Raw genomic sequence first — 19,048 nt, 5'->3', positions numbered from 1 at the left:
GTGGTCAGAAGTCAGTTCGTTGCGGGGTCAGGCAGATCGGACGCCAGCTTCCAGGGGCGCAGTTCGTACACCGTGCCGGGGCGCACCGGGGCCTTGGGGTTGGGGTCGGCCAGGCGGCGCTGGAAGCCGTGGATCGGGGTGGCCACCGGGTCAATCATGATTTCCACCAGGCTGGGGCCGTCGTGGGCGAAGGCCGCATCCAGTGCTTCCGCCAGCTCCTCCGGCCTGCTGACGCGCCGGCCCAGCAGCCCCATGGCGGTGGCTGCGGCGGCAAAGTCCGGCTTGTCGCCAATGGCCAGGTCCACCGATTTGCGCAGGTCTTCAAAGAACAGCTGTTGCCACATCTGCAACCAGCCCAGCGTCCCGTTGTTGATGACGATGTTCACCACCCGCATCTTGTTTTGCGCCAACGTGGCCAGCTCGCCGATGGCGAAGGAATGCCCACCGTCCCCCGCCACGGTGACCACCCGGCCGCCGATCTTCCGCAGGACCGCAGCAGCACCGATGGCAGCCGGTGACGCGTAGCCCAGGCCACCCTGGCCGCGGGCATACAGGAAATGGCGGCCACTTTGCGTGGCGGGGATGTATTGGGCGATCCATCCGGCCGAGAAGCTGGCGTCGCTGATGACCACGTCATTGGCCTTCAGGCGTTGCGCAACCTGGGCCATCACCAATGGTGGCACGATGGGCATTTGCTGGTTCTGCATGTCCTGGTCCAGCGCGATCTGCGTGGCGGCTTTGACCTCCGCAATGCGGGCCAGCCACGCCGCCTGGGGCTTCGCCGTGACCAGCGTGTCGAGTGCCTCCAGCGTCGCCCGGATGTCGCCGCACAAAGCCACGGTCGGCTGGTAGGTGCGTCCGTGTTCGGAGGCGTCAAAGTCGATGCTGATGTTCGCTTGCCCTTCCAGTGGAAGGGTCCAGTTCATGGCCGTGTTCTGGCTGGCCTTGCTGCCGACCCAGATCAGCAAGTCGGCTTCCTTGACCAGCTGGATGGCCGCAGCCGACCCCAGGGGATTCAGCACGCCGGCCGCATAGGGCCGTGTTTCTGGCACCGTGCCTTTGCCGGACAGGCTGGAGACATGCAGGGGCTGCACACGGTCGCAGAAGGCGGTCAGCAAATCAGCGGCGCCGGAACCATGGACACCACCCCCAGCGATCACGGCAGGGCGCTTGGCGCGGCCGATGAGTTCGGCCGCACCCTGAAGGTCGATGTCTTCCGGCCGGTAGCGCATGGACGGTGCGTGGGTGCAGCGCTTGTCCACCAGCACGTCAGTTTCGACCCACGGCGCATCCATGATGTCGTGCGGCACGATGATGACGACCGGCCCAGGGCGGGTGGAGGTGGCGAGGCGGAAGGCCGAGCGCACGATGTCGGGCAAGGCGGTGACGCTGGGCACCATGAACACGGCCTTGGAGATGCTCTGGAAAAACGCCTGCTGATCGAAGCCCTGTGAGGCGACGCCTTTGTGGCGCAGGGTGACCCAGTCCAGGGGAAGTTCGCCCACGATGCAGATCATGGGAATGGAGGCGTTGAATGCCTCGACGATGCCGTCGGTGAGCTTGGTGGCTCCTGGACCGACCGTCACATCACAAACGCCTGGCTTGCCGGTGAGACGGGCATAGGCGTCTGCCGCGTAGGGGGCGCTGCGCTCGTCCCGCACCAGAATGTGCTCGATGTGGGGGGCGAGGCGATCGATGCCCTGATGCAGGGCGGTGGTCTGTCCACCCGGCATGCCGAACACATAGTCCACTTCATATTCCAGCAGCATTTTTGCAATCAGGTCACCGACGTGTTTCATGGAAATTCCAGGTTGAGGTTGAAAGAGAGGTCGGGTGCGTGCCAGCACCCTTCGGAAAGATGGCGCGGGGTCGCCGCTCAGTCGTGGGGCCCGCAAAGACCAGGGAGGGCCTGCGCCAGTTGTTGAAAGGCCTTGAACTTTCTGGCGTAGGCGGCCTGACGTTTCGGGTGGGGTTCGTACACCCGGGTCACGCGAACCATGTGCTTCATGGCTTCTTCCAGGTTCGCGTAGATGCCCATCGCGACCGCCGCACAGATGGCCGTGCCACGGGCGCCCACTTCGTTGCCCTCGGTCACCTCGACAGGCAGACCCAGGATGTCGGCAAACATCTGGCACCACACACCGCTGTTGACGGCCCCGCCGGCCAGGCGGATGGACGACACCTTTGCGCTGTCTGCCCCGGACAGAAGGGCGTCTGTGTCCAGCTTGTGTGAGAAGACGATGCCTTCAAAAATGGCCCGCAGCACATCCGCCCCGTCGTGTTCCGCCTTGAGACCCAGCAGCCCGGCGGGTGCACCGGAAGGGCCTCCGAACAGGAAGGGGAAAAACAGGATGTCGTTCGTGCGGTCCATGACCTGGCACACACGCTCACCACAGACTTCGTAGATGGACTTGCCCAGGCCGGCGGCATGGTTCGCCGCCTCCGGGCCGAGGATCGATTTGCAGTACCACTCAAAGTTGCTGGCAGAGGTGGCGGAGCCTTCAGAAGCCAGAAAGTAGCCGCCCACCGGATACGCCGTCTGCAGCAGTGGCAAGGTGCACAGGCGGGGCGTGGCATGCAGGGTGGAACTGATGCTGAAGGTGCCCGCGATCACGCTGAGTTGGCTCGGGTCACGCACGCCCGAGGCCAACGCTGCGGCGCACACGTCGACCAGGCCGCGGACCACGGGAGTCCCTGGGCGCAGACCCGTGGCCTGAGCGGCCGCCGGGGAGACTTCACCGACGATGTCCGTGCAGGCACCCACGGTGGGCAGTTTGGCTTGCCAGTCAGACAGCCCAAGCTCCTGGTAGAAGTCGTTCGGATAGCTGCCGGTGGCCACATCCAGCAAGCCGGCAATGCCGGCGTCGGTCAGGTCCGTGGAGATGTCGCCGCAGAGCTGTGCCCGCAAATAGTCTTTGCAGAAAAGCACGGCATGACTGGCTGCCACAGCTTCCAGTTCATGGGCCGAAAGCCAGGCCAACAGGGGCGCCGTCTGACCCGTCCACAGCCGCTGTTGAACACGCAGGCCATTGCGATGACCCAGCCCTGTACGGTCCCAACCCGCCAGCAGGTCGCTCACCCGGGAGTCGGTGGACATGATGCCCGGGCGGATGGCTCGGCCTTGCGCATCCACCAGGTACAGACCCGCTCCGTAACCAGAGACCGAAACGGCTGCGATCTGATCGGGGGACACACCGCCAAGATCCAGCAATTCGCGGACCGCCGAACACAGGTCGTCCCACATGGCCTGGGGGTCCCGCTCGGTGTGGCCGGGCGCTGGAAACAGGATGGGGTTGCGCCGCCTGACCGACTCGACTTCGCGACCCTGCAGGTCGAAAAGAACGACCTTGGTCATGGTGTTTCCGGCATCAAGGCCCAGCAGGTATTGCGTCATGTCAGTCTCTTGTGTGGCTTTTGTTGTAATTACATGTTGACGGTTTCTTTGCCGTCGGTGAGCGCAAGATTAGCGCCTGTTATCGGTGGTAACAAGGCGGTTTTGCTGCATTTTTCTAGGTGTTTACACTGACGCTGAATGGATTTGATGGCATAAAATCCATCCTGACATGTAGGTACATGTTGAGTGATTTTTACCATTCATGCACACCTGTAAGGGGAGACATATGCGCAGCCGGGACGTACTTTTGAAGCAGCTGAAGGCCGAGCCTTCCGTGGATGTGCTCATCGTGGGCGGAGGCATCAACGGGGTCGGTCTGCTGCGAGACCTGGCCGCACAAGGGGTGGGTGCCGTTCTGGTGGATCGGGCGGATTTCTGCAGCGGCACCAGTGCCGCGCCTTCACGCCTGATCCATGGCGGGCTGCGCTATCTGGAGACTGGTGAATTTGCGCTGGTTCGTGAATCGGTGGAGGAGCGCAACCGTCTGTTGGGCAACGCGCCGCATCTCGTCGTTCCGATGCCGGTCTGGGTGCCCTTGAGCAGTTGGTTCGACGGTCTTCTGACCGCCCCAGCGCGGTTCTTCGGATGGACGCGTACACCCGGCAGCAAAGGTGCGCTGGTCACCAAGATCGGCCTGGTTTTCTACGACTGGTTCGGACGCCTCATTGGCAATGTCCCGCGGCATCGGCTGGTGAGAGGGGCGCCGATGCGGCAGGCCATGCCGTCCATCGCCAAGAGCGTCAAGTTGGCGGCCGAGTACTTTGACGCTCGCCTCGTTCACCCAGAACGTCTGACGCTGGAGTTGATTGCCGATGCCGAAGAGGACTGCCCAGCCGCCATGGCCTTGCCTTATGTCGCTCTGGAAACGCAGCGGGGCGGCGAGGTGCATCTGCGCGATCAGCTCACCGGGGCGTCCTTTGGTGTTCGCCCGAAGTTGGTGATCAACACCGCAGGTGCCTGGGTGGACGAGGTTGGACAGGGCCTGGGCCAAAACCACAAGCTCATTGGGGGCACCCGTGGGTCGCATCTGGTGCTGCGCCACCTTGCCCTGGCCCGGGAACTGGGGCCGCGGATGATCTATTTTGAAACGGCAGACCACCGCATCTGTCTGGCGTATTGCATCGCCGAAGACCTGGTTTTGCTGGGTACCACAGATATTCGCACCAACGATCCCGACGACAACCGATGTACCCAGGCAGAGATCGACTACCTGTTCAAGGTGTTGAAAGAGATCATGCCGGCCATCGTCGTCGGACGCGAGCACATGGTGTTCACCTATTCCGGCGTGCGTCCGCTGCCCAACGAGGAAGGCGTGGTTGCGGGGGCCATCAGCCGCGATCATTCGATCCGCGAGTGGCCGGCCGAAGAGGGTCGCCCCTATGACGTGATCACGTTGGTTGGGGGGAAATGGACCACCTACAGAGCTTGCGCAGCCCAGATCGCAGACCGCGTTCTCCAGCGCCAGGGGAAATCGCGCGTCAAGGACACGGACGATCTGCCCATCGGCGGGGGGCGGGATTGGCCGACCAGCGACGCCCAGATGCAAGCCCACATCGCATCACTGCAAACCCTGGTCAAGCTGGACACACGGGTGCTGGCCTTGCTGTGCGAGCGCTATGGTGTCGCTTGCGAAGACGTGGCCAGCCTGGTGGCCGAGGATGGCGCCACACCCATCACGGACTTGCCGGATTACTTTTCAGGCGAGATGCGCTACATGGCGCAGCAGCAGCGCATCTGCCACCTGGCCGATGTCGTGCTTCGCAGAACCTTGTTGGCGATCGAAGGGCGCTGCACCCAGCCCGCCTTGCGCATGATGGCTGCCGTGATCGGTGAAGAACTGGGTTGGGATGGCGAGCGCCAGGCGCAAGAGGTGGCTGACACCATGGGGCTTCTGCTGCAGCGCCATGGTGTCAGCGTGCCGTGAGATTAAGATGCCCGCGGCTCCTTTCCTCAATTCGCCGGCATGACAGACCCCACCGACACCGACCTGCCCCCTGGAACGCCCAGCGCTGCTCCACGCACCCCGCTGTGGTCGCATGTCAAGACCTCCATACTGGAAATGATTCGCGAGAAAGGCATCGGCGCCAATGCGCCCCTGCCCTCGGAGAAGGAGCTCTGCGAGCTCTACAAGGTGTCCCGCACGGTGGTCAGGGAAGCCCTCAATCAACTCGTGTATGAGCATGTCATCTACAAACGACAGGGAAAGGGCGCGTTCGTCGCAGGCAAGCGGGAGGAGCAAGACTTTGTCGGCTCTGTCGTGGGCTTCTCCGGCGAACTGATGGACAAACACCGGCGCATCACGCGCCGGGTGCTCGTTCAGCGCATCGCGACACCCAGTGAGCGTGCGCAGAAGCACTTGCGACTGCCTCCGGGTGACGGGCCCGAGTCCAAGGTGGTTGAGGTGTCACGGGTGCAGATGGTGGATGGCATCCCGCGCTTGCTGGTGCACCACAGCATTCCGGCCCGGATGGCACCTGGCCTGGAAAGCGTGCCTCTGCAAACGCGCTCCTTTTACGACGTCCTGCAAAAGCAATATGGCATCCTGTTCCGTCGAGCCGACCGATGGATCGAGGCGGTCATGCCCACCAAAGAAGAAGCCCAACTGCTCGGCATCGCACCCACGTCACCGCTGTTGGCCATTGAGTCGTGTGCGCTTTCCGAAAGGGGAGATGCCATTGAGTACTACTACGCCCTGTTCAGGACAGATCTGGCTTCTCTCCACATCCGGATCGAGTGAACATCTGGGTTCAGCGTAGAGGTTGCGTCTGTACGAGCCCGACGACTCTGCGATGCACGTGCCCCTAAGTGCCAAGAGTGGATGTCCTTCATTTGCGATGAACAAGTGGCGGATATCTTGGATGACCGCTGTACGCGGCAGACGATGAGGTCGCGGTGCACTCACTACCAGCAGCTATCGCTGCACAGCTGCCTTCCCCTGCTCAAAGGCGCTTCAAGGCTGGTCTCGGACAATCCAAATAGACACTGAAACGGTTGCGAATTGTCTGAAACCGGACATCTGACTTGGGATGGTCACCGAGTCCCGAACGACCTCTGCTGTACACAGACGGAGAGATCGCGGTGCATGCACCTTTACCCACAAACGCGGTGATGACGACGACCCCATAGGCCTAGATGCAAACGTTCAGCCGAGGAGCCCGCATGTCGATTGATGAACACAGCAATACAGGCAATCACTGTTGACATCTTGAAAAAGCGCATCTAGTATCAATACATCTGAGCACAACATCGTGCTCAGCCCTCAGCAACATTGCTGACTACATACCGGCTGTAAAAGCCCCTGATTCGCGCTTACGCGCAGTCAGGGGCTTTTTTTTTGTTTTTGGAGTTCGCATGTCGTCGTTCAGTGCCTCTCAAGAGGAACTCGACTTTCCGCTAGTGACGGTGGCGGGAGTTCAGATGAAACCGAAGGTCGGCCGCAAGGCTGAAAACCTCGAAAGCACGCTTCGGTTCATCGAAGCTGCAGCTGACCAAGGTGCACAGCTCATCGTCTTGCCTGAGCTATCAAATTCGGGATATGTGTTCGCGAGCCGCAAAGAGGCCTTCTCGCTTGCCGAAAGCATTCCCGACGGACCGAGTACCCAAGCGTGGCTGGAGATTGCTGCAAGACGCAACGTCACCATCGTTGCTGGTATTTCGGAAAGAGACGGTGAGCGACTCTTCAACTCGGCTGTTGTGGTTGGTCCGAAGGGTCTCTTGGGAACCTACCGCAAGCTGCATCTTTGGGGCGATGAGCATCTCTACTTTGAGGCAGGAGACAAAGGCCTTCCCATCTTTCACACGGAGTTTGGCCGACTGGCCGTTGTGATTTGCTACGACGGATGGTTCCCTGAGGTGTACAGACTCTTGGCCATGCGCGGGGCTGACATCGTTGCGATGCCCACGAACTGGGTGCCGATGTCAGGGCAACCTGAGAACACTCCGGCAATGGCCAACACCCTGGCGATGGCGAATGCCCATTCGAACGCGCTCAACATCGTTTGTGCCAACCGAGTTGGCATCGAAAGAGGTCAAGCTTTTATCGGTCAGAGCCTCATCGTAGGAGCACAGGGTTGGCCCCTGGCAGGTCCAGCCTCTTACGACAAAGAGGAAATCCTCTTCGCAAACATCAACCTGAAGTCGACCCGTCAAGCGCGGAGTCTCAACGTGTTTAACCACGTGTTGAGAGACCGTAGGGACGACATCTATGACCCCATGCTCGGAACCGGCTGGCCACGGCCTCGGCACTGACCAATGGTTCAAGTTTCTTTCCCCAACCGCAACTCTGGAGTATCTCGATGAAGTCCATCTCTAATCTCGTACGTCTTGGTGCAGTGGCTATCGCTTGTGCATTGACCGCTCATGCTTATGCAGCTGACTCGGTGCGCATCGGTGTCGCTGTCGGTCTCTCGGGTGCCAACAGCGTTGTGGCACCCGCTGTGGTGCAATCGTCACAACTCGCTGTCGATGAAATCAACGCAGCTGGCGGCATCATGGGCCGCAAGGTTGAGTTGGAAATCGTGGACGACGGCTCGGGCGCAGTCGGTGCACAGAAGGCCTACGACACCCTGATTTATCAGAAGAAAGTCGACGCCATCATTTCGATGGAAACCAGTGCCGCGCGCAACGCGGCACTGCCCATCGTGACCAAGGGAAAGACCCCGTACATCTACACCTCGTTCTACGAGGGGCGTTCTTGCAACAACTGGATGTACGTCAATGGCTGGGTGCCTGAGCAGCAAGTCGCTCCGGTGGTCGACTACTTTGCCAAAGCCAAGGGAGCCAAGACCTTCTTCCTTGTTGGCAACGACTACTCTTTCGGTCGCGGCATGCTCGACTTCACGAAGAAGTACATCGAGCAAATGGGAGGCAAGGTCATCGGTGAGGAGTACCTTCCGATTGATGGCAGCGACTGGACATCCATTGTCTCCAAGATTCGCTCGGTCAAGCCTGATGCACTCATCAGTGCAACAGCCGGTGGAGCACCCAACGTCTCTCTTGCCAAGCAGCTCAAAGGCGCTGGTCTGACATTGCCCTACGGCAACCTGGCCATTGATGAAGGAACAGCGAAGACCATGGGCGACGTTGCGGACGGCATGTTCATGTCTGCCTCGTACCTGACCAGCATCGACACCCCCGAGAACAAAAAATTCACGGAATCGATGAAGAAGAAGTTCGGTGCAGAGCTCAAGACGCCCAATGAGCTCTCCGTTCCTCAGTACGAAGGCTTCTTCCTTTACAAGGCCGCTGTCGAGAAGGTGGGTTCGACTGACTCGGTCAAGGTGATTAAAGCCCTGGGCGAAGTCTCGTTCACGGGTCCGCGTGGAAAAGTTCAGATGAACAAGAGCCGCCACACGCCGCTGTCGATGCGCATGGGGCAAGTTCAAGCGGATGGTTCCATCAAGATTCTGGACACCTTTGCCAGCGTCGACCCGGGCGCGCAGTGCCCGAACATCAAGTAAGCGGCAACTCAGGAGGGAACTTGAGCGAAAGGGACTGGCCCTTTCGCTCCTTTTTTGGAGAGTGCCATGGTGCTACTACTGGATTCGCTTACCACTGCGTCGATGCTATTCATCGTCACGGTTGGTCTGATGATGGTCTTCGGGGTCATGAAGATTGTCAACTTCGCGCATGGCGCTTTGCTCACGCTCGGGGGCTACGCAAGCTTCGTGGTAACTCAGCTTCAATTGAATCCGTGGTTGTCCTGGCCGCTGGCATTTGTAGCCGGATGCGCCGTCGGGATGCTCGTGGAATGGCTGATTGTCAAACCGCTGTACAAGCGGCCGCTGGATGCAATCCTGGCCACGTGGGGTTTGGGCATCGTCATCGGCCAGTTGGTGGTGATGACGTTTGGAAGAGAAGTCCAGTTTGTCGACTCGCCACTGAAAGGGACGTGGTCGATTCTGGGTGTGGACTACTCCTCGTTTCGAATCCTGCTCATCCCGATTGCGCTCGCGCTGTGCTTTGCTCTAACGGCACTGCTCAATGGAACTCGATTTGGTGTGCGCACACGCGCAGTCATCATGAACGAGAACCTGGCTAGCAGCTTGGGCATTCACTCTGACCGGGTGCGGTTCATCACGTTCAGCCTTGGTGCTGGTCTGGGAACACTGGCTGGCGCACTGATTACCCCGCTGTCCAGCGTGGACCCAAACATGGGACTGCCCTGGTTGGTCAGTGCGTTCATGTTGGTGATGGTGTCGGGCCACTCGATGGTGAGTCTGCTTGTCACCTGCGCTGTCTTTGCGCTGGCACAAGTACTTGTAAGCACATACGCGAACCCTGTTTTAGGGGGGCTGACTATTGCAGTGTTGGCCGCCGTTACTTTACGTATTCGTCCGAAGGGGTTTGCACGTGGCTGACACCATTCATGATTCAAGAACAGAAGCGGTTGAACGCTCTGCAAAGGGCTACAACCGGTTCATCTCGTTGGCCGCTTTTGGCGTGTTGCTTGTCGGGCTCGGTCCATGGGTGTTCGATACCTACTTGCTGAACATCCTCATCAAGGCCTTCTTCTTCGCGGTTGTCGCGGTGACCGTGGATGTGCTGTGGGGTTACACCGGCTACCTCACGTTTGGGCAGTCGGCATTCTTTGGCGTTGGTGCATACGCGGCTGGCCTGGTATTCACCCACGTTGGGTTCAGCGCAACCACTGTGATGCTTGCTCTTGGGGCAACGGTACTGGGTAGTGCCGTGGTTGCCGCTCTTGTTGGGTGGCTCTCGTTTTACCGGGGAGCCTCCCCGTTCTTTGCAACTGTCATTTCGCTCGTTTTACCGATTGTCATGACACAGGTGTTGCTGTCTGGTGGGAACTGGACAGGCTCAAGTTCAGGGCTCACCGGGTACGAGACCTTTGACCTTTCTCTGGAGGCCTGGTACTGGATATCTGGAGCTTTCTTGATGATGACAGGCCTCGTCGGCTGGATATTGGTGCGAAGCGACGCGGGGAGACTCTTGTCTGCCATTCGTGACAACGAGTCAAGGTGTACCTATCTGGGCATCAACACTTCGCTGGTCAAGATTGTGCTGCTGGTAGGTACTGCAGTGATTGCTGGCCTGGCAGGCCTCGGCTATGGCGCATTCAGCGGCGTCGTGGCCCCAGAGCTTGCGGGCTTTGCCCTCGGAACAGAGCTGATTATTTGGGTCGCGCTTGGCGGTCGCGGAACCCTTTGGGGTCCCTTGGTTGGTTCGGTCCTCATCAATGTTGCGACCGCCTACCTGAGTAGCAGCATGCCTTTTGCATGGCAACTCATCCTAGGAACGGCATTCATCCTGGTAATCGTGCTTCTTCCTCAAGGGTTGATTCCGCTTGTGCTCAAGCCCCTGAAGTTCGCTCAGGCGCATTCGCGAGTACCGGTACTCGCTGAGCGCAGTGTGGCATCCGCAAAAGTAGACCAGAATGAACCAGCCATCCGGATGAATCAAGTGGCCAAACATTTTGGTTCTCTGAAGGTCCTGCAAGGTATCGATTTCGAAGCCAAACCTGGAGAGCTGGTGGGACTCATTGGCCCGAACGGAGCAGGCAAGACCACGCTGATGAAGTGCATGAGTGATGGCGCAGAACGTAGTTCTGGGACGGTGCACCTCTGCGGGAACGACATTCGAGACCTCCCCCCAGAAGCCTGTGTTCACTTCGGCCTGGGGCGAAAATTTCAAAATGCAAACATCTTCGAGTCGCTCACAGTAGCTGAGTGCTTGCGAATCGCGGGTACTCGTTTGGAGTGGCCTTCATTGGTCACGCAAGACGGAGTACTGCGACTTCCTCCCTACGCGATGCACGTCGTGAAGACCACGTCTCTGGACGAGAAGCTTTCGACGGTTGCCAGGGACCTTTCCCACGGTCAACAGCAAGCGCTTGAACTGGCAATGGTTCTTGCGCTGGAGCCGAGAGTTGTGCTCCTGGACGAGCCCACCGCCGGCTTGACGAAGACAGAGAGGACACAGATTGGCGAGGTGCTTTCGTCGTTGGCACACCAGTACAAGTTGTGCTGCCTTTTGGTGGAACATGACCTCGACTTTGTGGAGCAGATTGCAACGCGAATCGTAGTTCTTCACCAAGGAACGATTGCGATGCAAGGTAGCTTCCAGGAGGTGGTCAATTCGCCCCTCATTAAAGCCATCTACTCAGGTACTCATCAGGTCGCAAAGGAGGACGCATGAGCGAGCCAGCACTGATGCTTGGTGGTATCACCAGCGGCTATGGGTCATCAGTCGTTCTTCGAGACCTTACCTTGAAGGTCGGAAAGGGTGAAGCTGTTGCACTTCTTGGCAAGAACGGGATGGGCAAGAGCACACTGCTGAAGTCCGTCATGGGTTTTCTGCCAAAGAGCGCAGGTACCGTCAAAGTGGACGGTATCGACATAACTCGAATGCAACCGCACCAGGTCGCTCGTCAGCGTGTTGCCTATGCAGCCCAGGAGCACTCGCTGTTTGCAGACTTGAGTATTCGGGACAACCTTAGGCTTGGCCTGGAACGGGAGTCATTGTTCAGAGAGCGGTTTGACGAAATTGAACCTCTGTTCCCAGTGTTCAGGAGTCGCCTTCAGCAGTACGCTGGTACCTTGTCGGGCGGCGAGCAAAAGATGCTTCTACTTGCTCGTTCATTGATGATGAGGCCGGCTGTAATCCTGCTGGACGAGATAACCGAAGGACTGCAGCCGTCTGTCATCGACCGGCTGGCGAATGCCCTTCTCAAGGAGCGCAGCGAGCGGGGCACCACGATGTTGGTGGTTGAGCAAAACGTGCCTTTTGCTCTCAAGGTTGCAGACCGGTATGTCATTCTCAAGCAGGGTGAGCTGGTGGATGAGGGGCCTGCGAAAGACGCTGCAGCTGAAGAGACTGTGTTCGAGCACTTGAGAGTTTGAACTTTGCGAACGAAGACAAGAACATGTCAACACAACTCCCCGTGTGCCATCTCATCACTACCGGAGGCACGATTGCAATGAAGGTTGACCCGGTGAAGCAGGCTCCCGTGCCAGCTTTGTCGGGCCAGGACCTAGTAGAACAGGTCCCTCTGCTTGCTCAAGTGTGCTGGGTCAGCGTGGTCAATTTGTTCAATGAACCTTCGGTCAACATCGGTGTTGAACATTGGAGCAAGCTACTCGAAGCAGTTGAGGCTTCGTTGGGGCAAGCCGACGTTGCGGGAGTCGTCATATCTCACGGGACAGACACGCTGGAGGAAACAGCTTGGTTTCTTGACTTGACACTGAAGACTGATAAGCCGGTCGTCATCGTGGGAGCACAACGCAACGCTTCGACTTATGACTTCGACGGTCCACGGAACTTGCTGAACGCTGCGCGTGTGTGCGTATCCCCCGAAAGTCGAGGTCTTGGTGTTCTTGTCGCAATGAACAACCAAGTGAACGCTGCTAGGGAAGTTACCAAGAGCCACACCTCGGATGTGGAGTCCTTCAAGTCAGGCGACTTCGGTTTTCTCGGGAGTGTTGATGAGGAATCTGTTCGAATTTCCCGGAAGTCCTTACGTCGGCAGCATATTCCGCTGCTCGGTAGCGAGCTGCCGCGTGTTGAAATCGTTACCATGTTTAGTGGCGCCAGTGGTGACCTTGTTGACGCAGCTGTCGGTTTGGGCGTGCGTGGACTGGTCATACAGGCACTTGGAATTGGCAATGTCAGTGGGAGCATGTACCGAGCGATAGTTTCGGCCGTCGAGAAGGGCGTTGCTGTGGCGGTCTCAACTCGAGTCCAAAATGGGAGAGTCCTTCCTGTCTATGGTTTCGTTGGTGGAGGCGCTACGCTCAAGACAGCGGGCGTGGTCTTCGCGGACAACTTGAGCCCGCAGAAGACGAGGGTATTGCTCATGCTGGCTCTCCAGCACGGCATACAAACTGCTGAATCACTGCAAGAACTTTTTGACAGGTAGTGTGTATATGGCAAGCAGTCAAAGTTCATCAACGGATGAGGGTTGGAGAGTCGGCGTACTCTTCTCCCGTTCAGGCCCGACCGGTGTCACCGAGTCTGAGCATTTTTTTGGTACTGCTCTTGCCATCGAAGAAGTGAACTCTATAGGTGGGGTGCTCGACCGGCCGATAGTCCCGGTGGCATACGACCCAAAGGGTGACACGGCAGAGTACCGAAAGCTTGCAACCAAGCTGATGGTCGAAGACGAAATTAACGTCATCTTTGGTTGCTCTCGCTCTTCCAGTCGAAAGGCCGTTTTGCCGGTGGTGGAGCGGAACAACGCGTTGCTTTGGTACTGCTCCTTCTACGAGGGCTTTGAATACTCGCCAAACATCATCTACACCGGAGCGCTACCCAACCAGAACAGCGTGCAGCTAGCTGCTTATCTGTTGCAGAACAAGAGCACGAAGTTCTTCCTGGTCGGGGCAGATTACATCTATCCGCGTGAGTCGAACCGCATCATGCGGGATGTTGTCGAGCAGCATGGTGGCGAAGTCCTGGATGAGGTGTACCTCCCGCTGGAAGCAACATCACAAGAGCTCAAGGATGTACTGCGCGACATTCAAGCCGTACAGCCTGACGTGGTGTTCTCAACACTGGTCGGGCAGTCTGCAAGGATGTTCTACCAGCTTTACGCTGAGGCTGGTTTGGACCCCAAGCAAATTCCGATTGCCAGTCTCTCGATGGCAGAAGAAGAGATTCGTTTGATTGGGCCGGGTCTCTGCGCCGGACACATTACTTCCGCCACGTACTTTGGTAGCGTGGCAAGTGAAAGCAATCGGCGTTTTCGAGAGCTGTGGCGCAGTCGGTTTGGCGACCGTCCGACGAGCACATGGTCGGAGATGGCTTACTCGCAAGTGCACCTGTTCGCCAGGGCTCTTCAGAAGGCGGGTAGCTTGGACCGAAAGAAGCTGGTCGATGCAGTCAGGTCAATCAGCTTTGACTCCCCAGAGGGGGTCATCACAATTGACGCAGACAACAATCACTGTTCACTGACCCCACGAATCGGAGTCTGCCGTCCAGATGGACAGTTCGATATCGTTTGGCAGGCCTCTGCGCCTGTTAAGCCAGACCCGTACCTTTCCACATTCGGGTTCTCTGAGTTCTGGTTGAGGTGACGAATGAGTTCAAGCCTTCGTCGTCTCTATGAGGACCTGCGCAGCATCAGTGTGGCGATTGTTTACCCTCCGGGCGAGGACCGGGACATTGTGGTTCAACAGTTGCAACGAATCGGCTGCAGGCAAAAAGTTGTTTGGCCCTTTCCTTCAGAGCCACCGACTGGATGCGATGTCATCTTCTTCCACGTCTCTCAGGATTTGGAAGGGAGTTCCTCATGGACAGCAAGCGCCACAACTGCAGCTCTTGTGGCGTTATCTGACTATGAGAGCCCGACCACTCTCAAACTCTTGCTGGATACACGAGCCCATGGCGTCATCACGAAGCCTTTCAGGTCCTCTGGCATCTTGAGCACACTGGTGCTTTCACGGGCTTCGCAGGGGTACCAGGAAAGGTTGCAGGGAAAGATTGAAAAGCTCGAGTCGACCATCAAATCAAGACGCCAACTTGAGAAGGCCATTCGAGTGTTGGTTGAAAATCAGGGTCTCTCTGAGACCAAGGCCTACGAATACATGCGCGAGCGTGCGACGAGCATGCGCGTTACTGTCGCTGAAGTCGCAGGGCTGATTCTCGAAACTCACGAGGCCATGGAAAAGCTGGGGTTTTCTCCTGGACAGAAGGCCAGCAAGAAGCCTTGAGATAAAGCGTCTATCAGTTTGGGACAAGGCTCAACGCACGTTTAGGGCAGCGTTCTGAGAAGAAATGTTTCGCACGACTAATGGACATCTGATGGTCTTCGTTTCTCTAGATAAACTAGAAATTCCGGTCGGAATGACCGCAATGTTTCCGAGATCGTGAGTTCAGTATCTGGAGTTCGCCGACCGCAGCCGCTGCAAAGCCGTACTTGGAGCTCTTGTGGATGGCAGGTAGTTGCTGGTTGGGTTCTGTATGGGGCTGCTTCAGCATGCTCACCGATACTCCCCTGGGCGCCCGTTTCGTGAATCAGAGAGTTTTCGACTTTATTTGACGAAGTTTGCTGGGCAAGGATGTTTTATCCTCGGTAGTTTTCGACTTTGTCTCTGCTGTGCTTCTGGCTCATGCCTTCGCAGACCGCATGAAACCTAGAGCTCAGTTTTCGACTTTAATTGTCAAGAACAGCTTTGGCGGCTTCGCCCGACTATGGGCTTGACCTCTTTGCTTTCGGAGTCCTTGCACATGAAATGGTTGCCCCTCACCACCCTGGCGCTGAGTCTGTCGTTCCCCTTCGCGGCGAACGCCGACTGGGCCAAAGTCGAGGCCGACGCCAAAGGCCAGGCGGTGTACTTCAACGCCTGGGGCGGCAGCGAGGCGACGAACACCTACATCGGCTGGGTGGCGCAGCAGGTCAAAGGCCGCTACGGCGTGGAGCTGCGCCACGTCAAGGTGACGGACGCGACCGAGGTGGTCAAGCGGGTGCAGACCGAAGTGGCCGCCGGGCGCCGCACCGACGGCTCGGTCGACCTGATCTGGGTCAACGGCGAAAACTTCCGCAACCTGAAGCAGGGCGGTCTGCTGTTCGGCCCCTGGGCCGAGTCCTTGCCGAACTGGGGGGCAGTGGACCTGAACAAACCCGTGCGCAGCGACTTCTCGGTGCCCACCGACGGCTATGAAGCACCCTGGGGCGCGGCGCAGCTGACCTTCATCGCCGACCAGGCCAGGACGCCCACGCCGCCGCGCTCGGCGGCCGGGCTGCTGGCGTTTGCAAAGGCCAACCCGGGCCGCGTGAGCTACCCCAAGCTGCCCGACTTTCACGGCACCACCTTCGTCAAGCAGGTGCTGATCGAGCTGGCGCCCGACCGCCAGCTGCTGCAGGCGCCGGTGTCGGCCGCCAGCTTCGCCTCGACCACGGCACCGCTGTGGGCCTATCTGGACCAGCTGCACCCGCAACTCTGGCGCAGCGGCAAAACCTTCCCGGCCAGCGCCGCTGAGATGCACCGCATGCTGGCCGATGGGGAACTCAAGCTCTCGCTGACCTTCAACCCCAACGAAGCGGCCAACCTGATCGCCACGCGCCAGTTGCCGACCACGGCCTACAGCTTCGGCTTCACAGGCGGCACCATCGGCAACGTGCACTTTGTCGCCATCCCGGTCAACGCCAAGGCCCGGGCCGGCGCCCAGGTGGTGGCCAACTTCCTGCTGTCGCCCGAAGCCCAGGCCCGCAAGGCCGACGTGGCGGTCTGGGGCGACCCCAGCGTGCTCGACATGGCCAAGCTGCCCGCCGCCCTGCAGGCCACCATGCGCAAGACCGCGCCCGGCGCACTGGCCGAGGCCGTGCCCACGCTCGCCGAGCCACACGCCAGCTGGGTGGAAGCGCTGGAGGCCGAGTGGCTGAAGCGGTACGGCGCACGCTGATCCGCCGCTTGGCTCCGCAGGGGGCACCGGGTCGCGGGCAGCGACCGTCGTCGGTGTGGCTGGCGGCCTTGCCGGTCGCGCTGATCCTCGGGCCTTTGCTGCCCGGGCTCTACTGGGCGCTCGCGCCCTCGCTGGATGCCGCTGTCTGGCAGGCCCTGTGGGCCGACGCCCAGTGGCCCCAGGCCTTGCAGGCCACCCTGCTGTCGGCCCTGCTGGGGACCGCGCTGGGCGTGGCGATCGCGGCCGCGCTCGCCACCCTGTACTACCCAGGCCGGCGCTGGGCCGACCTGCAGCGGCGCATGCCCTTGTTGCTGTCGGTGCCGCACGCGGCCTTTGCGGTGGGCCTGTTTTTCCTGCTCTCGCCCTCGGGCTGGCTGGCGCGCGCGCTGGCCCAGGCGCTGGGCTGGGCCGAGCCGCCCGCCTGGATCACGGTGCAGGACCCCTATGGTCTGAGCCTGGCGCTGGCGCTGGGCATCAAGGAAAGCTGGTTCCTGTTGTGGGTGCTGGTCGCGGTGCTGGGCGAGCAGCAGGTCCAGCGCCACATGGTGGTGGCCCGCTCGCTGGGCTACAGCCGGGTACAGGCCTGGCGCCGGGTGCTGTGGCCGCAGCTGCTGCCGCGCCTGGGCTGGCCGCTGGCGGCGGTGTGGGCCTACGGCCTGTCGGTGGTGGACATGGCCGTGATCCTGGGGCCGGGCACACCGCCCACGCTGGCCGTGCTGATCTGGCAGTGGCTCACCGACCCCGATGCCGCGATGCAGGCCAAGGGTGGTGCGGCCTCGCTGGTGCTGCTGGGGTTGTTCCTGCTGGGGGCCGGCGCCGCGCGCTGGTTGTGGCGCCACAGCGTGCGCAGCGCGGCCTACCCCTCGGGCCAGCGCCGGCCCGCGCCGCGACCGGCCCGCGTGGGCCTGCACCTGCCCTTGTTGCTGATCGGCTATGCGGTGGTGGCGGTGCTGCTGGTGTGGTCGCTGGCCGACAGCTGGTTTTTCCCGGCGCTGTGGCCCGATGCCTTGTCGCTGCGGACGTGGATGCAGGCCGACTGGACGCCGTTCTGGACCACGCTGTGGCTCGGTGCGGCGGTGGTGCTGCTGTGTTTGCCGGCGGCCCTGGTCTGGCTGGAGTGGGGGCCGCAGCGGTTCAACGCCGTGCTGTATGTGCCGCTGATCATTCCCGCCCTGCCACTGGTGGCGGCGCAGTACGCGGCCTTGTTGCGGCTGGACGTGGACGGCACGGCGCTGGGCCTGGTGTGGAGCCACCTGCTGTGGGTGCTGCCCTACATGGTGCTCACGTTGATCGGCCCTTATCGCGCGTTTGACCGCCGCCTCATGACCACCGCGCGGGCGCTCGGGCACTCACCGCTGAGGGCCTGTCTGAGCGTGAAGTGGCCGATGCTGTTGAAGCCCATGCTGGCCGCACTGGCCGTGGGTTTTGCGGTGAGCGTGGCGCAGTATCTGCCGACCCTGTTTGCGGGCGGCGGGCGGTTTGTGACGGTGACCACCGAGGCCGTGGCCCTGAGCGCTGGCGGCAACCGCCGCGTGCTGGCCGTGCAGGCGCTGCTGCAGATCGTGCTGCCGCTGCTGGGCTTTGGCCTGGCGGCGCTGATTTCACATTGGGCCGGCCGTTGCCGGAAGGGTTTGCGTTGACATGTTTGAAATACGGAACCTCACCATCACCCAGGGCCCGAACGCGCTGATCGCGGGACTGAACCTGCAGGTCGAACCGGGCGACATCGCGACGGTGACCGGGGCTTCGGGTTCGGGCAAGTCCACGCTTCTCAACTGGCTGGTGGGCGATCTGGACCCGGCTTTCGAGGCCAGCGGCGAGCTGTGGCTGGACGGCCGGCGGCGCGACCACCTGCCGGTGGAAGCCCGGGGTGTCGGCATCCTGTTTCAGGACGATCTGCTGTTTCCGCACCTGAGCGTGGGCCAGAACCTGGCCTTCGCCCTGCCCGCCGCGCTCCAGGGCGCCGCCGCGCGCCGCGCGCGGGTGGAACAGACGCTGCGCGAGATCGGTCTCGACGGCTTCCATGACCGCGATCCCGCCACGCTCTCGGGCGGCCAGCGCGCCCGCGTGAGCCTGATGCGCGCCTTGCTGGCCGAGCCCGACGCGCTGCTGCTGGACGAGCCGTTTTCGAGGCTCGATGCCGCGCTGCGCACGCAGTTCCGGGGCTTCGTGTTCGAGCAGATCGCGCGCCAGCGCATCCCCACCCTGCTGGTCACGCACGACCCGGACGACGTGCCGCCCGGCGGGCGGGTGCTGGACATCCACCAGTGGCAGAGTCCACCAGACTGATGC

15 protein-coding genes are annotated in these 19,048 nt (G+C 60.4%); 13 read left to right on the top strand and 2 right to left on the bottom strand.

From position 1 onward, the window contains the following. Positions 1–11: 11 nt before the first annotated feature. Positions 12–1,799 carry a thiamine pyrophosphate-binding protein gene (locus ACN5W5_RS05000; RefSeq protein WP_420047462.1) on the bottom strand — a complete coding sequence of 596 codons (1,788 nt, stop codon included), beginning with the start codon at positions 1,797–1,799 and terminating at the stop codon, positions 12–14. 77 nt (positions 1,800–1,876) lie between these two features. After that, entirely contained in the window at positions 1,877–3,394 is a 1,518-nt protein-coding gene (locus ACN5W5_RS04995) for an FGGY-family carbohydrate kinase (RefSeq protein ID WP_420047461.1), read from the bottom strand. 226 nt (positions 3,395–3,620) lie between these two features. Between ACN5W5_RS04995 and ACN5W5_RS04990 the strand changes: the two genes are divergently transcribed. The 13 genes from ACN5W5_RS04990 to ACN5W5_RS04930 all read left to right on the top strand — a co-directional run bounded on the left by ACN5W5_RS04990 (position 3,621) and on the right by ACN5W5_RS04930 (position 19,045). Next, positions 3,621–5,318, top strand: coding sequence for a glycerol-3-phosphate dehydrogenase/oxidase (locus tag ACN5W5_RS04990; protein ID WP_420047460.1), 1,698 nt, complete (start codon positions 3,621–3,623; stop codon positions 5,316–5,318). Positions 5,319–5,357: 39 nt separating this feature from the next. Continuing rightward, the gene (locus ACN5W5_RS04985; RefSeq protein WP_420047459.1) at positions 5,358–6,131 is read left to right on the top strand and encodes a GntR family transcriptional regulator; all 774 of its coding nucleotides are present in this window, start codon (positions 5,358–5,360) and stop codon (positions 6,129–6,131) included. A gap of 614 nt (positions 6,132–6,745) precedes the next feature. Then, positions 6,746–7,642, top strand: a complete 897-nt coding sequence (locus ACN5W5_RS04980; RefSeq protein WP_420047458.1) for a nitrilase family protein — start codon at positions 6,746–6,748, stop codon at positions 7,640–7,642. Between the two features lie 47 nt (positions 7,643–7,689). Next, complete coding sequence (locus ACN5W5_RS04975) at positions 7,690–8,853, top strand: substrate-binding protein (protein WP_420047457.1); 1,164 nt, start codon at positions 7,690–7,692, stop codon at positions 8,851–8,853. A 66-nt stretch (positions 8,854–8,919) separates the two neighbouring features. Then, positions 8,920–9,753 carry a branched-chain amino acid ABC transporter permease gene (locus tag ACN5W5_RS04970; RefSeq protein ID WP_420047456.1) on the top strand — a complete coding sequence of 278 codons (834 nt, stop codon included), beginning with the start codon at positions 8,920–8,922 and terminating at the stop codon, positions 9,751–9,753. Between the two features lie 61 nt (positions 9,754–9,814). Next, entirely contained in the window at positions 9,815–11,551 is a 1,737-nt protein-coding gene (locus ACN5W5_RS04965; RefSeq protein ID WP_420048159.1) for an ABC transporter permease subunit, read from the top strand. After that, a complete protein-coding gene (locus tag ACN5W5_RS04960; RefSeq protein WP_420047455.1) occupies positions 11,548–12,255 on the top strand; it encodes an ABC transporter ATP-binding protein in 708 nt (235 codons plus the stop codon). The genes ACN5W5_RS04965 and ACN5W5_RS04960 overlap by 4 nt, the downstream gene beginning before the upstream one ends. Positions 12,256–12,278: 23 nt before the next feature. After that, positions 12,279–13,271, top strand: a complete 993-nt coding sequence (locus ACN5W5_RS04955) for an asparaginase (protein ID WP_420047454.1) — start codon at positions 12,279–12,281, stop codon at positions 13,269–13,271. A gap of 7 nt (positions 13,272–13,278) precedes the next feature. Further along, positions 13,279–14,427, top strand: coding sequence for a transporter substrate-binding domain-containing protein (locus ACN5W5_RS04950; RefSeq protein ID WP_420047453.1), 1,149 nt, complete (start codon positions 13,279–13,281; stop codon positions 14,425–14,427). Positions 14,428–14,430: 3 nt separating this feature from the next. After that, complete coding sequence (locus tag ACN5W5_RS04945; protein ID WP_420047452.1) at positions 14,431–15,063, top strand: ANTAR domain-containing response regulator; 633 nt, start codon at positions 14,431–14,433, stop codon at positions 15,061–15,063. 517 nt (positions 15,064–15,580) lie between these two features. Beyond that, on the top strand, positions 15,581–16,756 hold the full coding sequence (locus ACN5W5_RS04940) for an ABC transporter substrate-binding protein (protein ID WP_420047451.1): 1,176 nt from the start codon (positions 15,581–15,583) through the stop codon (positions 16,754–16,756). After that, positions 16,729–18,396 (top strand): ABC transporter permease, encoded by a 1,668-nt coding sequence (locus tag ACN5W5_RS04935; RefSeq protein WP_420047450.1) that lies wholly within the window; start codon positions 16,729–16,731, stop codon positions 18,394–18,396. The genes ACN5W5_RS04940 and ACN5W5_RS04935 overlap by 28 nt, the downstream gene beginning before the upstream one ends. 1 nt (position 18,397) lies before the next feature. Continuing rightward, entirely contained in the window at positions 18,398–19,045 is a 648-nt protein-coding gene (locus tag ACN5W5_RS04930; RefSeq protein WP_420047449.1) for an ATP-binding cassette domain-containing protein, read from the top strand. Positions 19,046–19,048: the final 3 nt, after the last annotated feature.

The organism is Hydrogenophaga sp. ZJX-1 (assembly GCF_048590325.1).
Lineage (GTDB): Bacteria > Pseudomonadota > Gammaproteobacteria > Burkholderiales > Burkholderiaceae_C > Hydrogenophaga.
The sequence above is the reverse complement of the archived record's forward strand: the minus strand, read 5'-3'. Positions and strand labels throughout refer to the sequence as shown.

Bases quoted from the DNA above. Each gene is read 5' to 3' on its own strand.
- ACN5W5_RS04955 (WP_420047454.1), top strand. From the start codon at position 12,279: ATGTCAACACAACTCCCCGTGTGCCATCTCATCACTACCGGAGGCACG.
- ACN5W5_RS04995 (WP_420047461.1), bottom strand. From the start codon at position 3,394: ATGACGCAATACCTGCTGGGCCTTGATGCCGGAAACACCATGACCAAG.
- ACN5W5_RS04975 (WP_420047457.1), top strand. From the start codon at position 7,690: ATGAAGTCCATCTCTAATCTCGTACGTCTTGGTGCAGTGGCTATCGCT.
- ACN5W5_RS04985 (WP_420047459.1), top strand. From the start codon at position 5,358: ATGACAGACCCCACCGACACCGACCTGCCCCCTGGAACGCCCAGCGCT.
- ACN5W5_RS04980 (WP_420047458.1), top strand. From the start codon at position 6,746: ATGTCGTCGTTCAGTGCCTCTCAAGAGGAACTCGACTTTCCGCTAGTG.
- ACN5W5_RS04930 (WP_420047449.1), top strand. From the start codon at position 18,398: ATGTTTGAAATACGGAACCTCACCATCACCCAGGGCCCGAACGCGCTG.
- ACN5W5_RS04970 (WP_420047456.1), top strand. From the start codon at position 8,920: ATGGTGCTACTACTGGATTCGCTTACCACTGCGTCGATGCTATTCATC.
- ACN5W5_RS04960 (WP_420047455.1), top strand. From the start codon at position 11,548: ATGAGCGAGCCAGCACTGATGCTTGGTGGTATCACCAGCGGCTATGGG.
- ACN5W5_RS04940 (WP_420047451.1), top strand. From the start codon at position 15,581: ATGAAATGGTTGCCCCTCACCACCCTGGCGCTGAGTCTGTCGTTCCCC.
- ACN5W5_RS04950 (WP_420047453.1), top strand. From the start codon at position 13,279: ATGGCAAGCAGTCAAAGTTCATCAACGGATGAGGGTTGGAGAGTCGGC.
- ACN5W5_RS05000 (WP_420047462.1), bottom strand. From the start codon at position 1,799: ATGAAACACGTCGGTGACCTGATTGCAAAAATGCTGCTGGAATATGAA.
- ACN5W5_RS04945 (WP_420047452.1), top strand. From the start codon at position 14,431: ATGAGTTCAAGCCTTCGTCGTCTCTATGAGGACCTGCGCAGCATCAGT.
- ACN5W5_RS04990 (WP_420047460.1), top strand. From the start codon at position 3,621: ATGCGCAGCCGGGACGTACTTTTGAAGCAGCTGAAGGCCGAGCCTTCC.